Here is a 15,833-nt window from a genome sequence, read left to right as displayed (position 1 = left end):
GCGGATATACGCTTTCCTAGATATTTTACGTAAAATTCATAAAAAAATAAGCAATCATCTACAAAATCAACTTTTGTAAATGACAGCTTACTTTCAAATAATTGAATCGCTACAAAGCATTTAATAAAATAACGTAAAGTTCTCTAACCATAGATTTCTGTGTACTACTCACTCTCCGCCATCGCAGAAACGAATGTTCCTGGTAAAGCATAGCGACGATGGATTCTTTCATTATCACTTAGCAAGTAAGTAATATAAATATGCTCTCCACCATTTTCGATAAAGCGTTCACCATTCCCAGTGATGGATTGCCAAAAAGCTTCCTGCATATTTTTTCGATGCTCACGTTCATCCGAGCGTATATCGCGACGTTCGTTTCTTGATAAATCTCTCCAATCACGTCCTGTAACCGAGCGAGTACCAATGATTTGATGATGCAAGTTGATCGTATCTTGGATCATTTGATCATCTGTTGAAAAGTCATTGCCTTTCATCTGACCCTCATGACTGACATAGATTCCTTCCACTTGAGATACTGCCGGCACATGATTCGTATAGGTACGTACACCGAAATTCGTCACTAACAGCATCACACCATATAAACTAAGAACGATGCCCATCATCGGCATCAACCATTTCACTTCAGTAATCACATTGAATGTTTTTTTCACAATCATTTGAGCAATCACAAAAGTAAAAGAAAAGCCAATCACAAAACCATAATACATAAACCAGCGACCGCTAAAGAAATCCATTAAATACGCACCCATAGCAAGCATTCCTGCTACTGACAACAAGAAAATCAGCAGATGTTTAAAGTTAGTGAAAACAATTGGTTCTTCCGTTTTTTCCACTTTCCGTTGCGTAAAACTAAGATACGCTAAAAATAGGATAACTAGCGTCATACTGATGTAAATCAGTAAAAAGATCGGTTGAGCATTCTGCCCAAAACTCCAAAACCATGCGATCGGATTGCTATAAGTGAAGATCACTTGACTGTCTAAAGGATTTACTGGTACATAGCCAAACACATACATCGCAGCGATTGTTTGGATCAAGCGATGAATCAGTGTTGGAATAAATGGGAAAATCGCAAACAAAAGACTGGCAATCACCCAATTTCCACTCACTGTTACCGCAAGGAGAAAAAGTGAAAAATAAAAAGTAACGATGATCAGGCTGCGTAAAAAGAACATCGCAACTACTGAAAAAGTATTGATCACTTCGCCACTGACGATCCCCCTTGAAAATAACGCAGTCGGAAATTCCAAGACATCTACTGAACCAGAATAACGAACACGAATCAACAGCAATGCACTCATCGCTAACAATGGAAGAACCATAACAAGCCAGCCACTTAGTGCGGAAGTCCAAAACAATTGGTTTTTGTTATCTGAAAAAGACGAATAGGCGCTCATTGCTTTTGAATCAAATAAATGTGAAAACAGAAGTAATATAACGACAACGGGGATCATGATCATTGAAACCAACATGATTGGTTGCCTCATCGCCAAAAGATCGATCATTCTTTGCGCTCGGACAACTGAATCGGCTCCTCCTGTTTGTAAAAATATTGGTAATAATAAAGCTAACCCATAGCCTAAAAATGTCAAAAGCATCATTGGCCAGATACGTTTCATTTGTTCTTTCATTAACGGCGTACTAATTACGGACTTCATCCAATGCCCCCTCTGTTTCGTAGATAAAGATTTCTTCTAGTGTCATTGGTACAAGTTCATAGACCAATGGTTCAAAGCTTTCGATATGTTGAGCGATTTCTTCCTCTTTCCCGCGTACGACTAATAGATCGGTACTGCCAAGCTCTTCCATATAAAGAACCTCTAAGCCGTCATAAGGATAATGATTCATCATAAAGTCTTGTGGAAATGCTACTTGGATCTTATGGGTATTTGCCTTTAGCTCATCCAATTCTCTTTCAATGACCAATTGGCCATTTTTGATGATCCCGATCGTATCACACAAGCCATCCATTTCTCGCATATTATGCGAAGTGATCAACACCGTCATTTCTCGATTCGCTACATCTTCAATGATCATTTTCACTACTTGTTTGCGAACCAATGGATCTAACCCATCGATGGTTTCATCTAACAGCAATACATCTGGCATTGTAGAAATATCAAAAATAAAGCCCACTTGTTTTTGCATGCCTCTTGAGAATGTGTTGATTTTTTTATTTTCATTTAGTTGGAACACTGCGACCAACTCTTGGTAGCGGTCATTATTCCAAGTTTGTTGGTATTTATTTTTAAAGAAACGCTGGAGCATTTTCATTGTATAGTCGGGCAAGAAATACATCTCCTCCGGCATATAACCGATCACCTTTTGATGTGCTTTATCATAGGCTGGTAACCCATCGATCCGAGCAATCCCACTATCCGGCCGCAAAAGCCCAGCTAAGTGCCTAAGTGTGGTTGTTTTACCTGAACCATTCGTTCCTACAAGTCCATAGATCGAACCTTTTTTGACATTCATGGTCAGCCCAGCTAACGCCATCGTATCGTCCATTTTCTTTTTCAACTGTTCTACCTGGATAAATGACTTTTGTCCCATCCCGATAAGTTGCTCGATTTCTTCTTTATTGCCACCATTTTCTAGCAACAATTGTAGATCGGCATGGATTCGACTATACAACGTTTTTATTGGTTCTTGATCCTTTTCTTCAGAGGACGTTCGAACAAACCATTCCGTTCCCCCTTCAGATTCAAAATAGCTCTGATTCTCTAGCTCTAAATAAGCTTTCAATACTGTATTCGGGTTAACCGTCAACATCTTAGCCAACTCAGAGGTACTAGGTACCTCTGAGCCAGGGCTAAGAACCCCTGTATCGATCAAACGCTTAAAATTATCTATTAGTTGATTGTATATTGCTTTACGATTTTTAAAATCGATTTGAAACATAATCGACACCTCCGCTTAATTTCTAAGAAGCAAACTGGCTATTGTAGATTTCACTGTACATACTGCCTTTTTGCAATAACGTTTTATGATCGCCAACTTCGACGACATTCCCTTCCTTCATGACTAAAATCACATCTGCGTTTTTGATCGTTGAAAGGCGATGCGCAATCACGAAGCTGGTTTTTCCTTTCATCAGATTATCCATTGCTTTTTGGATTTCTAATTCTGTTCTCGTATCGATACTCGACGTTGCTTCATCTAATAAAAGCATTGGCGGATTGGTCAATATCGCTCGTGCAATACATAGAAGCTGTTTTTCTCCTTGAGATAAAGACGCATTCTCATCATTCATGACCGTATCGTAGCCGTTTGGCAACGTGCGGATAAAGTGATCGGCACGTGCCATTCTTGCTGCATTCACGATCTCAGACTTCGAGGCACGATGACGCCCATAAGCAATATTCTCGCTGACTGTTCCTTCAAACATCCATGAATCTTGCAGAACCATGCCAAATAGTGAACGTAAATAATGACGACTCATTTTTTTGACGTCCACACCATCGACTTTGATTGCTCCTGCATTGGTTTCATAAAAGCGCATCAATAGGTTGATCATTGTTGTTTTCCCAGCTCCAGTTGGGCCAACGATTGCCACCTTTTGTCCAGCCTTCACTTCAAAATCGACACCATCCATCAATAGTTCTTTTCCATAGCCAAATTGGACATTTTCAAAAGAAATATTTCCTTTTGGTGCTTTGATTCTTCTGTTTGTTTGCGTATCTTCTTCCATTTCCTCTTCATCGATAATCTCAAACACTCGTTCCGCAGAAGCAATGGCAGATTGTAGCGAGTTGAATAAATACGAAGCTTCAGTCAAAGGCTCTTGAGACATTTGGATATACTGGAAAAACGATAAGATTTGTCCAACCGAGATTCTTCCTCGAATAACAAAACTAGCACCTAATCCAGCAATCACCACATACCCGATTTGGTTGAATAGTCGAATGATCGGCATGATCGCAAACATAATGAATTGCGCTTTTTTATCATCTTGATACAATTGATCAATTGAATTCTTCGTTTGCCCAATGACTTCTTTCTCTAAGTTAAAGGCTTTTATTTCTACCTGCCCTGAAAAATACTCTTCAATTTTCGTATTGAATATTCCTACAGAACGTTGACGATCTGTAAAAATCTCATTACTTTTTACCCCAACGAGCATAGTGATGACTAAACCGATCACTATCGCTCCGACACCAATCAATGTCAACGTTCGGTCAATGCGAATCATTAAAATAACCGCACCAACAATGGTGATTGCCGAAGTAAACAAGCGCATGATCGCATCTCTTAAAATTTCATTCACACGCTCCAAGTCGTTGGTTACGCGGCTTAAAACTTCACCTTTTTGATTTGTATCATAAAACTTCAACGGTACTTTTGTTAACTTTTCACTGATTTGTTCTCTTAAACTCAACACCAATTTTTGAGATACCGAAGCCATCGCATACTCTTGATAATAAGAGAAGACCGAACTTAATATATAAACCCCGATCAATAAGAGGATTGATTCAGCTAATCGACGAAAATCAATAGCAATCGCTGCTCCTTCGGTAAATGACAATTCAACACCTTCAAAAATGATATTGATGGCATCCGCAAATATATTCGGCGCCCATAGATTTAGCAAGACACCAAAGATAGCAAATAGAAAAGCGATCATCATTAGCCATTTTTGCGGCGCCAATGCTTTGATCAACCGTCCTAACGTTTTTTTACTATTTTTCGCATGTTCAACGGAGATGGCTCCTCCACCATCCATCACGTCATACGTATTATTGTTCTCTGAGCTCATTTGCTAGCTCCTCCTCACTCAGCTGAGATTTAGCAATCTCGAAATATGCACCGCAATTTTCTAATAACTCTCTGTGCGTTCCTTTACCAACAACCTTACCTTCATCTAAAACGATGATCTGATCTGCCTCTTTGATTGAAGTGATCCGTTGAGCGATCACAACCATCACCGATTTCTTTGTCGCATCCTTTAAAGACCGTCTTAATGCGGCATCTGTTTTATAATCCAATGCAGAGAAGCTATCATCAAACACATAGATCGCTGGTTTTTTCATGATCATTCGTGCAATGGACAACCTTTGTCTTTGACCACCTGAGAAATTCTTTCCTCCTTGCACAACTGTTGATTCATATTTTTCTGGAAGTTCATTGATAAAACTTTCTGCTTGAGCAATCGTTGCTGCCTGTTTCATATCTCTTAATGAAGCATGCGGATTGCCATGTTTTAAATTTTCTGCAATCGTACCACTGAATAAGAAGGCTTTTTGTGGCACAAATCCAATTTTGCTGCGTAATTCTTCTTGTGGTAAATCTTTGACATTCATCCCATTTAACGTGATTTTTCCACCAGAAGCCTCAAGTAATCGTGGAATCAATTTCGCCACCGTACTCTTACCCGAACCAGTTCCGCCAATGATTGCCGTCGTCGTACCTTGCTCACAAACAAAGTTTAAGTTTTGTAACACTGGATTTTCTGCATCGCGATAAGAAAAGCTAACGTTTTTAAATTCTAAACGTAAATCAGCACGTCCATTCAAGTGCGCCTCACCATCAGTGATCTCAGGACGATATTCTAAAACTTCAAGAATACGATTCGCACATACCTTTGCTCTTGGCAAGTTGATTGCTGAAAAGACAGCCATCAATAAATACATCAAAATATTCATTGCATACTCAATGATCGCCATGATATCACCGATCGCCATATTCCCTGAATCTACCCTCATACCACCAAACCACATAATTGCCACAGTAGAAAGAGACATGACCAACATAACGATCGGCATCATCACTGCGAATAATCGATTGATCTTGATATTCAAATTCGCAAAATCAATAAACGAAGCATCCATCCGCTCTTTCTCAAGCTTTGTCCGATTGAACGCTCGCACTACCCGAATCCCTGACAAATACTGCCCGACGATCCCATTGATCTTATCCAAGCCAACCTGTGTTTTCTCAAAAAGCGGAAAAATCTTCAAGGTAACCCAACCAAATACAATTGTGAAGATGACAGCTGTGATCAAGATGATCAACGCCATGTAACCATCTCTTATGTAGGCCAATATCAACCCAACAATCATGACAAAAGGCGCAGGGATCATCGTCTCAAAAAACATACTGATCGTCGATTGTAACTGTTCGATATCATTCGTTGCTCGTGTAATCAACGAAGACCCGCTAAAATGCTTGAAATCCTGGTATGACAACTTTTGTGTATGTTTGAACAAACGATCGCGGATATTTTTAGAAAAAGTCGTCGCCACCTCAGCGGAGTAGTACGTGGCTAAGATCGAGAAAATACCTGTCAGTATCGCCACCCCCCACATGATTGCTCCTGTCGTTTGTACATAATCCATATCTTGCATGACAACCCCTTCATTGATGATATCAGCCGTCAATGTAGGTAAATATAAAGTTCCCAACATTTGTAGTGTGATGAATAGGAGTAACAAACCTACTTTTACTTTACTTAAATGTGCCGTTTTAAATAGTTTTAGCACTGTGATCTCTCCTTTACTTCTTTCAATCTTTTTGTTTCAACTCAAAACTCATCTTCTTTTATCTATCTCATTTCTTAAACCTCTTATCTTTCTGGTGTTATAGCACATAAATAAGTATATAGTCTCCTATAATAGGAGGGTCAACAGTTATTTGAAATATTTTTTTCAGTGAGTAAAAGAATCTGGACGAAGAGGTTTTAGAGGTGATAACACTGTTATAAAACTAGGAAGACATGGTAGAATTTTTTTTAAGAATAAAAAAAGAACCAAAAGTAGATAACTACTTTTGATTCTCAGTTTATTATTTTAAATAAAGGGTTTTAGGTATCTATTTCAGAACACTTGAAATAAAAAATTAAACGTTATAATAAAGCGGAATTATACTATAATCTACATTTTAGGAGCTCACGGGAATATGAAAAACAAAGTAATTTTAGGGATTGTTAGCTTGTTTTTTTTATTGACATTAACAAGTTGCAAATCTGCAAGTAACACTGACAAAAACGTTACAGTAATAACTAGTACAGTAACCACTGATAATAAATCATCAGAATCATCCTCTGCCAAATCAGAACCAGAGAACGAATCATCAAATGACACTTCAACACTCCATGGACTAAACGATCCGGTCACAATCTACTTAGCCGGAAAACCAGCAGTTACGATCGAAATTCTTAATGCCAGCGCCCAACCAGATGAGGTCATTCGACAACAAGCCTACTTAGCTCAAAAATTAGACACTGTCATCAGACTTGATATTCGCATGACAAACCATTCATTTAATGATTTTAATGATGGTTCGCAGTTTTATAGAAACTTTGATTTAGTTACAGAAGATGGCATTAATGTATATCCTACGCTACAATACCAACCCAGCGGTCAGCCAGAAACGGCCCCTTTAAAATTAGGGACCACAGGCGTTGTCCAATCTTACTTTTTACTAGACGGAGATGTGAAAAATACTAACGTTCAAGAAATCAATATCGAGTACTATTACGTGCGTGATTTAGTCAACCAAAATAGTCAAGATTTTAGTTCAATAAAATTTAAGCTTCCAGTTACACATTAACTTTATCAATAAAATCTCACTTAAGTTAACAATTATAAAAATACTAAAGATCACTGGGTAAGATATTTGACGGAACATCTTACCCATTGATCTTAGTTTGTTTTAGTTGTTGACTGTAGAATGTTTTCAACTAGTTTATCGCATAAATTTTATTAAAAGCAACCACTAGATAACTTGGCTTAAAATGGTAGATCATCCTCGCTAATGTCAATTTTTTGCCCATCAAACGGATTTTGGGAAGCCTTAAACCCACTTTTGTTCGTAGTTGTCCCACGTTGTTCAAAAGTGCTTGTTCTTTGTTCAGCTTGAGATTGATTTTGATGCATACGGCTTTCTGTCGCTGCTTTACTTTCTAATAGTTGGAAGTTATCAGCCACAACTTCTGTCACATACACGCGTTGGCCTTGCTGGTTGTCATAACTTCGAGTTTGAATTCGTCCAACAACACCGATCAAACTACCTTTTTTAGCTAACGTGGCGATTGTTTCCGCTGATTTCCGCCAAATCACGCAATTGATAAAATCGGCTTCTCGATTGCCGTTTTGATTCGTGAAATTGCGGTTGACAGCTAGCGTAAAAGTGGCGACTGCGGTAGCACTAGCGGTATAACGTAAATCGGGATCTTTAGTTAATCGTCCTACTAAGGTTACATTATTGATCATCCTTCTCTCTCCAATTCCTGATTTATTTGTTGGAATCTTTTCAACTATTGTTTTCTTTCTTGATTTTCAATTTTAATCATGCTTTTCATTAGGTGATCGATTTCGTTGACTGTCTCTGTAAATGAAATAGATTTCGCAAACGTATTAACTGAGCGATATTTTTCCCATTGTTTTTCTAAATAGTCGTTTCCTCTGATTTTTTCCATTTCTCTTTCATAATAAAAGGACAAAGGTTTGGTATCTCCGCGTTTTGTGAATGTATTTCGAACACTTTTGTATAACTCTTTCGTAACAATATTTTCTAGTTTTGGAATCGTAAACAAGTCATAGTAATCTTTTGCTCTCGAATTATCTGTACCAAAACTGAACGTAGCACTTAGCTTTTCTGCAATGATTTGTTCTGTTGGATAAGCTGGGATCTCCACTTTTTTATCTTCAAACATTAATTGGTGATAGTGTGTATCTACTGCAGGATAAATAGAATCACCTGTTGTCACATCCATTTTAAATGGCACACGTACTTTTTCTAAATTAGCCACTAACTTAATCTGAAACCCAGGATAAAAATCCGCTTCTCTTGTTTCCTTCATTCCTTGAATAGAGAAAACGATCCCATCTTTCGTGGGTTTTCTAGTTAAATCATTAAGAATAATCTGCAATTTTTCTTCAGTTAATTTGCTATTTCTAAATGTCGTATCGATATCAATGGTTGTCCTTCTATCGATTCCATATTTTGATCCTAATAAAAAGCCACCCTTTAAAATAAAGTCATTTTTGTACTTTGATTCAGAAATTTGTTCAATTAAACGATCCATCATAAAATGCCGTTGCACTAACTGTGCATTCAATCCTGTACTCTTTGCTAAATTTCTGGTTTTTGCTGCAAATTGTGTTGGTGTCATTTTTTTCCTCCATCAATACAAGCTTTGCATATGGTATTTCATTTCTTTTTCTACATGTAGTTTTGTCATGTAATCTCTTAATTTACTTGGATTTCTCATTGGGTCTTGCATGTAATCTTTTAACGCTTCTAATTTCATTTCGTATTCAATTTCGTATCTCGGATTCCAAATATCACAAAGTGTACGCTCTTTATCATACATATTGATAGGATTCCCTTGAAAGGAAGTTCCCTCTACTTTTCCTAGCTCATAAAATTCTTTCTTCACAAAATGAAACTGTAACTGCTGTTCTCTTGTAATTGAACGATCCACGTTATAGCCATGGGGAAAAGTTAAATGAATGAATTTTGGCATATTCGTAGAAAGCTGGTAAATATCTAAGGTCGTTTCATGAGAAAAGATTCCTCTGGAAAATCTTTGCTGAAGCCAAAATAAATCATCTATTCCATGACCATCCTCTACATAATAACCACGATCAACTTTGATCAATTTTCTTTGATTCACCAATCTTTGTACAGTTGTTGCTGCGATTCCTAATTTTCTAGCTTCCTTCATCGATAAATTTCCATCCCGAATAGCCAGCAATTCTTTCAGTTTATCTTGCATTTACTTATCCCCCTTTGTTACAAATACACTACATCAAATATATCATGTTAGTGTATTTGTAACAAGATTGGGGTCTATTGAACGAATTCAATTTCTTTTTGAATCTGCTGTTGGATTTTCAATTACTATAGCCTTAACTTATTCACCCACACTTTCTCCTATTCTGAACGAATTTTTGCTTTTAGATCTTCGTTATTTTGTTCTTTATAAGTTGTATTTCTCATGATTATTCCTCCGTAAATGCTAATTAGTTTTGCGCTTCGTTTTTTCTTTTTTAATTAGTGGTCTTTTAAAATAACAATTGCTTCAAATTACAAATTTTTGGTCCTTCTCACTAGTTAGATTTCTCGAGAATCCTGAATGTTTCCGTCCAGCTCCATAACTGTGCGTTTCTTTTTTCCAGGATTCTTTTTAGACTAGTTTTTACTAATATACGCATTTTTCTTTCCATTTACTTCTCAATCCCCTCAAATTTAGTGCCAAAATCACCAAGCAGTTCTCAAGTGACACTCCTTGCCTCCAAAACGATAGAACGCGACTGCGTCTACTTTAGTTTCATTGCCTGATAAAACATTTATAATTTCCGGTGATATTTTTGTTGACTTTTCAACAAAGAACCTTTACTCTGGATGAAATTATAGAAAATTCAACAATTTAAATGGAGTGAGAAAATTTGATCAATCTAGAGGAAACATTTAAACATGCAAATATTGACTTTGAGTTATATCATCACCGAGCGATTTATACGAATGAGGATGCACTGGTTGTAAAAGCAGAACAAGGTTTCAATGGGACAGAGACAAAAAGTTTGTATTTAAAGAACAAACAAGACAATCACTATATCTTTTTGACGTTCACTACGAAAAGAAGTGATTTTAAAAAATTAAGTAAACTTGTAGGAAAAAGGCTTTCTGTTGTCTCCGCTGAAACGATGGAGGAAACAACTGGGCAAAAACCGGGAGCCGTCTCCCCTTTTGGCTATGAGACACAAGTGCCTGTGATAATTGATGAAGCGTTGCTTTCACATGAAAAGCTTGTGTTTGCGCCTGGTCGCCCAGATCAAACGATGGTTGTAAAAGTTGCTGATCTAGACAAAATTATTAAGACGCTTGATTTAGAAACTTATTTACTACCAATGGAGGAATAGCTATGTCTGAAATATTAAGAGAAATTGGTGTGATTTCGCGAGCATTGTCTTATATCAGCAATGTGGAATTTAAGGATATTCATCTTAATAAAGACCAATATTTGTACTTAACGAGGATCTACGAAAATCCAGGTATTATTAATGATTCTTTAGCTGAGTTAGTCAAACAAGATCGGACGACTGTTTCAAAGTCAGTGGGGAAGCTTGAGAAGGAAAAATTAATAAGAAAAGCAGTTGATCCCGACAACAAAAAAATTCGTAAGCTATATACAACAGATAAGGCAGAAGAGCTTTATAATTACTTGAAACGAGAAGAAACATATTCAGAAAAGGCCGCTTTAGCAGGATTATCCTTAGAAGAGAAAGAAATGTTGTTACAGACTTTAAGAAAAGTAAGCAAGAATGTTGATGATGAATGGCATGTTGTAAAAAATGGGGACAGACGGATTTATTAGAGGAAGAATAAAATTAGGCTAAACATAATGAATGAAACATACTTTAAAATCGTAAGCATTCAAGCAGAAGCATATCTACAATGACAAAAGCTCATAATGTATTAAAGAAACACTGTGTAAACATAATTAAAGTTTAGACATAAAATTATTTTTAGGCAACTATAGATAAGAGAGTAGGACAAGTATCAGATTTCTTCTGATTATTGTCCTACTCTCTTATCTATGGAAAAAAAGACATTATTCTAAGGAAAGCGAGCATAAGATTAACCCCATTATTCAGTTTCTTTCAAAGAAGCTAATAATCTATACTGTCGTTCATAATATAGACATAAAAAAATTGCGCTTTCTTATTACATTGATACAATAAGTTAAAAGGACGTATTATTTTATGAAGAGTTTTGAATCTATTATAACGAGGATCCGCCCTCGTTTTCACTACTATATGGCTCGAATAGCGGAGCGAGTCGAAAAGGAGGATTTTATGTCGGTTTTAATTGAGAATATGACTATAAAAAGAGGGAGAAAAAAAATAATTGATGGTCTAGGTTTGTCAATTATGGATGGCGAAATAGTCGCATTAGTTGCTCCAAATGGTACAGGTAAAACAACTTTATTAAACGGAATAGCACACTTATTACCAGTTACATATAGAAAACTAGAAATTAATAGCTTTTCACCTCATTCATTAAACTTTAACCGCTCGTTTTTCTATTTAGAGAGTTCCAATAATTTGTTTGAGCATTTAACTATTTTAGATCACTTATTATTGATTAAGAAAAATTGGCAGAGCAAAATTGCTATAGATGAAGTAATTAGTCTTTTAAAAATCCATAAGTATCAAACTCTTCCTATAAAAAAAATGTCTCTAGGTATGAAACAGCATGCATTATTAGCAACATATTTGATTAGTGATGCACCAGTTTTATTATTTGATGAACCTCTAAATGGTTTGGATCCTGGTAGTATAGAACTTACTAATACAATCATTCAAAATTTAGCATATAAAAAGAAAATAATTCTTTTTTCATCTCATGACATTGCTAATATTCAAGCAATCTGTAATAGAGTTCTATTTTTAAAAAACGGAAAAATAGCAAGAGATACGAAAAATATGAACGAAATATTGGCACTCTACAAACAATTATATGGAGGATAAAATATGAATGTACTTAAATTTGAATGTATAAATCTAATAAAGAATAAGATAAATTACTTACCATTTATAATTCTAACGCTCTTATTGTTGATACCTTTAATTTTTCATAGGGAAAGTCCCTGGAGTGAGGTAGATGAATTACAAGCAAATCAGTTAGCTAATGAGCAGACTATTGATGCAATAAAAGATGACGATACGGCCGTCGAAACTATAGAGGATCTAAAAATCGCGAACAAAAATATGGAAGCAGTAATCTCAGCGTTACAGTCACAAGACTCAAACAAGATTGTCGAAAGCAAATATACTTTTGAAAAAAAGAACTTGGAAGATATGTTATCCGGCAAATTAGTTGGAATACCTATTATTGAACAAAAAAAAGTCGTTTCTAAATTAGAATATTTACATAAAAATCGTTATCCGATTGTTTCCTTAGAAAGTACTAAGATACTTCCTTTAGCAAATTATTACGAACTTATTTTTTCTGGTGCAATCCCCAGTATCTTATATCTCTCAATTTCTGCCATCCTTATTGCAACAATCACTTCGTATGAGAAAAGAAAACAATACATTGCTTTAATTAATATACTGCCTAAAAAACCAGTTTCTAAAAATATGGCACGTCTTTTTTCTTATTTTCTATTTTCTTTATTGAGTGTTCTCTTACCTTTAGTAATGGTCTCTTTGATTGTTGCTATAAAAAATGGTATAGGTAACTTTGATTATCCAATCGCAACTATCATTAATAATGATGTAACTATATTACCCATATCCACCTTTTTCTATCAAAATATCATTTTTATTATTTTGTGGATTTTACTTTTGGTTTTAATTAGTTTCTTTTTATCTATATTCACGGGTAATTATTTGGTTAATGTGGGTGGTGTTTTGCTGTTTCTTTTAGTTACAAATTACAATATTTCACCGGAAGGAACAAATCAAAATAATTTAATACAATATTTCCCAACATCTTATGTTGATTTTCAACAAGTAATTTTAGGTGGAACAGGATTTGAACCATTAAAATCAGTAAATATAACTTTTATCAATGGAGTTGGGACACTTGTTACTGTTAATCTATTTCTGATGCTAATAACTGTTTTCATTTTGATTAAGAAAAAACACTATTAGAACACAGATACTTTATAAAAATAGAATTTGTTAGTCTTATTTTAAAAATAAAAAAAGGACAAGTGATACAAAGCCTGCTTATTTTAAAACATTTCAAAAAATCATTATTATATGTAAAAAGTAGGATGCTGTTGTTCAAACAATTGCATCCTACTTGCTAACTCATGTCTTCATGATTTACATAAGGTTAGATTTATTCTATTTTTTATCTATCTGTCTAAAAGCAACTCCCCTAGTTGATTTTAGTGTGGGTGATGGTTATTTACTGTTTTGCCTTACGGACTTGGTACAACCGCTTGGAATTGGAGAACCATATCAAATGTTGGTGTAATCACATCTGCCGTATTTGTATTTGGAATTGCAGTTCCCACAAAATTAAAGTTTCCTACTGGATTTGTTCCGCCAACAGCAGCATTTCTTGTTAATGACATAAATGCAGCAGAGTTGTTTAATGGTGCACCCGTTTCTACAATTGGCACCATGCTAGATTCTCCCCCTACATCTACTGATAATGCTAAGGAATCTAAACTTCGGAACTCTACAGGATTTGCTAGTTCAGTCACATTGATATTTACATCCCAAGCTGAATTGTTTGTCACAGTATAGTTTGGAGATTCAATTTCGGTATGCCTAGATGCTCCGGTTGTAAAGAAGACAGCCGATGTTGGCACTGTTACGTTGATCATTTCATCTGGATTTGTCGGCGGATTGACACCAGGATCTACAGTATTATCTAAACCAACTCTTCCTGTAACTGGTACTTCTCCAGTTGGTTGACCATTGAATGTCGTGGCTGCAACAGACATAGCCCCTGCTCCTAATAATGTGCCCATCATTGCAACTGTACTGAATAATTTAGTATATTTCTTCATTTTATTTTCTCCTCCATATTCCATTGTTTTATTTGCAAACAAGAAATCATCGTTCGCATCATGTAACAGCTACTACCCATTTATGCAGTTTTTTTCCTAACCATTAGAATTCTTTATCCGTCTAAGCAAAGTAATTTTATCTTGACCAACAGACACTAAGCTGTGGTATTTATGATGGGTACAGTCTTAGGATATTGATCAAATAGGTGATGCGTTGAAAAAACAAGACATTTTAGGCGGCTATTTTACTTAGTTTGTTAGAACTCTTCTGAGTAGATAGCAAACATTGTCAAAAAATTGGTAGAAGCTGCTAGATGATACGTACGATCATTTCAAGTTCATTGTTCTGAATTTGAATCCTTTTGTTTTAATATATAGATAATCATTTTCTTTCTAACTGTTCAAAACGGCTTTATCTCTGCGTCTCTTTCTTCAAAAAAAGGAATTTGATACTTAGTAAAACCAAAAGAATACCAGTTAACTGAACCCATAAATTACCTTCACTGCCTGTTTTCGGCAAATTTGCGAGTAAGCTTGGATTATTCTGTGTTCGATTCGGTAATCTAGATGTATCTACGACCAAAACATTGCTGTTATTTCCATTTATTCCATTATCTGCCTCTGGCCCAACACTTGTTTCCGACCCTGATTCTGGTAGTGTCTGGACACTTCCGACTTGCCCTTCCACGCGCTTGAAGAATGATCGATTTTCTGAAGCATGTACAAAATAGCTAGAACTTGTTAAAAAGATAACACCTACAATCAATAAAAATTGTTTTACTTTACGCATTAAATTCCTCCTTTCTTTCGATAAGCATTCGCAGTGTTTAATTTTGGATAGTGATAGAAATCTCTGCTTCTGTTATTCCTTGACGTTCATTCGTCTCTGGATCGTAGATATTGATACGTGCAATCCCTTGATACTCCCCTTTTTCCAGTGATTTATCTAGTTTGGCACCAACAATTTGCTGATTTGGGTAGATAGCGCCTGAAGAGTAAATGACTTCTCCTGTTTCCGCCAATGTGAGATCTACCGCGATTGGGTAGACATTGGTTCCAGGATTGACAATTTCGATCGATCCTTCTGATTCTCCATTTTCAAAAACAGCAAAAGGTGCGATTTGCAAAGTAAAATAGTTGGCATCTGCAATCTCTTGCGCTCTTTTTGCAATTTCAATGTCACTTGCATCTCTTAAGCCTGGCAACAAATCTGCACTGACAATTGGCACAGGTTCGTTTTCTTGATTATTGAAATATAAAACGATGCCACCAATAATCAAAAGAAGCAATCCCAATACTATCCACTTTTTTTGATGTTTTTTCCCCATATGTCTTT

15 protein-coding genes are annotated in these 15,833 nt (G+C 35.9%); 5 read left to right on the top strand and 10 right to left on the bottom strand.

Going from position 1 to position 15,833, the window contains the following annotated elements; translation table 11 throughout:
• Window positions 1-164: 164 nt before the first annotated feature.
• Genes DOK79_RS08940 through DOK79_RS08925 form a run of 4 tightly spaced genes read right to left on the bottom strand, consistent with a single transcriptional unit; the run spans window position 165 to window position 6,500 of the window.
• A complete protein-coding gene (locus DOK79_RS08940; RefSeq protein WP_206855545.1) occupies window positions 165-1,679 on the bottom strand; it encodes a hypothetical protein in 1,515 nt (504 codons plus the stop codon).
• Window positions 1,663-2,922, bottom strand: coding sequence for an ATP-binding cassette domain-containing protein (locus DOK79_RS08935; RefSeq protein WP_206855540.1), 1,260 nt, complete (start codon window positions 2,920-2,922; stop codon window positions 1,663-1,665). The genes DOK79_RS08940 and DOK79_RS08935 overlap by 17 nt, the downstream gene beginning before the upstream one ends.
• Window positions 2,923-2,944: 22 nt before the next feature.
• Window positions 2,945-4,777 (bottom strand): ABC transporter ATP-binding protein, encoded by a 1,833-nt coding sequence (locus DOK79_RS08930; protein WP_206855538.1) that lies wholly within the window; start codon window positions 4,775-4,777, stop codon window positions 2,945-2,947.
• The gene (locus tag DOK79_RS08925; protein ID WP_206855536.1) at window positions 4,758-6,500 is read right to left on the bottom strand and encodes an ABC transporter transmembrane domain-containing protein; all 1,743 of its coding nucleotides are present in this window, start codon (window positions 6,498-6,500) and stop codon (window positions 4,758-4,760) included. The genes DOK79_RS08930 and DOK79_RS08925 overlap by 20 nt, the downstream gene beginning before the upstream one ends.
• 415 nt (window positions 6,501-6,915) lie before the next feature.
• Between DOK79_RS08925 and DOK79_RS08920 the strand changes: the two genes are divergently transcribed.
• Window positions 6,916-7,569: a hypothetical protein gene (locus DOK79_RS08920; RefSeq protein ID WP_206855534.1), complete on the top strand. Its 654-nt coding sequence runs from the start codon at window positions 6,916-6,918 to the stop codon at window positions 7,567-7,569.
• Window positions 7,570-7,748: 179 nt separating this feature from the next.
• On the opposite strand, the gene ssb is transcribed toward DOK79_RS08920, so the two are convergent.
• Genes ssb through DOK79_RS08905 form a run of 3 tightly spaced genes read right to left on the bottom strand, consistent with a single transcriptional unit; the run spans window position 7,749 to window position 9,739 of the window.
• Window positions 7,749-8,231, bottom strand: coding sequence for a single-stranded DNA-binding protein (gene ssb / locus DOK79_RS08915; RefSeq protein WP_206855533.1), 483 nt, complete (start codon window positions 8,229-8,231; stop codon window positions 7,749-7,751).
• 44 nt (window positions 8,232-8,275) lie between these two features.
• Window positions 8,276-9,133 carry a nucleotidyl transferase AbiEii/AbiGii toxin family protein gene (locus DOK79_RS08910; protein ID WP_206855531.1) on the bottom strand — a complete coding sequence of 286 codons (858 nt, stop codon included), beginning with the start codon at window positions 9,131-9,133 and terminating at the stop codon, window positions 8,276-8,278.
• Window positions 9,134-9,145: 12 nt separating this feature from the next.
• Entirely contained in the window at window positions 9,146-9,739 is a 594-nt protein-coding gene (locus DOK79_RS08905; protein WP_206855529.1) for a type IV toxin-antitoxin system AbiEi family antitoxin domain-containing protein, read from the bottom strand.
• A 673-nt stretch (window positions 9,740-10,412) separates the two neighbouring features.
• Between DOK79_RS08905 and DOK79_RS08900 the strand changes: the two genes are divergently transcribed.
• The 4 genes from DOK79_RS08900 to DOK79_RS08885 all read left to right on the top strand — a co-directional run bounded on the left by DOK79_RS08900 (window position 10,413) and on the right by DOK79_RS08885 (window position 13,625).
• A complete protein-coding gene (locus DOK79_RS08900) occupies window positions 10,413-10,886 on the top strand; it encodes a YbaK/EbsC family protein (RefSeq protein WP_206855527.1) in 474 nt (157 codons plus the stop codon).
• A 2-nt stretch (window positions 10,887-10,888) separates the two neighbouring features.
• Window positions 10,889-11,341, top strand: a complete 453-nt coding sequence (locus tag DOK79_RS08895) for a MarR family winged helix-turn-helix transcriptional regulator (protein WP_206855524.1) — start codon at window positions 10,889-10,891, stop codon at window positions 11,339-11,341.
• A 481-nt stretch (window positions 11,342-11,822) separates the two neighbouring features.
• Window positions 11,823-12,497, top strand: a complete 675-nt coding sequence (locus DOK79_RS08890; RefSeq protein ID WP_206855521.1) for an ABC transporter ATP-binding protein — start codon at window positions 11,823-11,825, stop codon at window positions 12,495-12,497.
• Window positions 12,498-12,500: 3 nt separating this feature from the next.
• Window positions 12,501-13,625: an ABC transporter permease gene (locus DOK79_RS08885; protein WP_206855518.1), complete on the top strand. Its 1,125-nt coding sequence runs from the start codon at window positions 12,501-12,503 to the stop codon at window positions 13,623-13,625.
• Window positions 13,626-13,900: 275 nt separating this feature from the next.
• Here the strand turns inward: DOK79_RS08885 and DOK79_RS08880 are convergent, their stop codons facing one another.
• The 3 genes from DOK79_RS08880 to DOK79_RS08870 all read right to left on the bottom strand — a co-directional run bounded on the left by DOK79_RS08880 (window position 13,901) and on the right by DOK79_RS08870 (window position 15,825).
• Window positions 13,901-14,497: a hypothetical protein gene (locus tag DOK79_RS08880; protein ID WP_206855515.1), complete on the bottom strand. Its 597-nt coding sequence runs from the start codon at window positions 14,495-14,497 to the stop codon at window positions 13,901-13,903.
• Between the two features lie 412 nt (window positions 14,498-14,909).
• A complete protein-coding gene (locus tag DOK79_RS08875) occupies window positions 14,910-15,287 on the bottom strand; it encodes an LPXTG cell wall anchor domain-containing protein (RefSeq protein ID WP_206855513.1) in 378 nt (125 codons plus the stop codon).
• A gap of 37 nt (window positions 15,288-15,324) precedes the next feature.
• On the bottom strand, window positions 15,325-15,825 hold the full coding sequence (locus DOK79_RS08870; RefSeq protein WP_206855510.1) for a hypothetical protein: 501 nt from the start codon (window positions 15,823-15,825) through the stop codon (window positions 15,325-15,327).
• Window positions 15,826-15,833: the final 8 nt, after the last annotated feature.

The organism is Enterococcus sp. DIV1094 (assembly GCF_017316305.2).
In the GTDB taxonomy this organism is placed as follows: domain Bacteria; phylum Bacillota; class Bacilli; order Lactobacillales; family Enterococcaceae; genus Enterococcus_B; species Enterococcus_B mangumiae.
The sequence above is the reverse complement of the archived record's forward strand: the minus strand, read 5'-3'. Positions and strand labels throughout refer to the sequence as shown.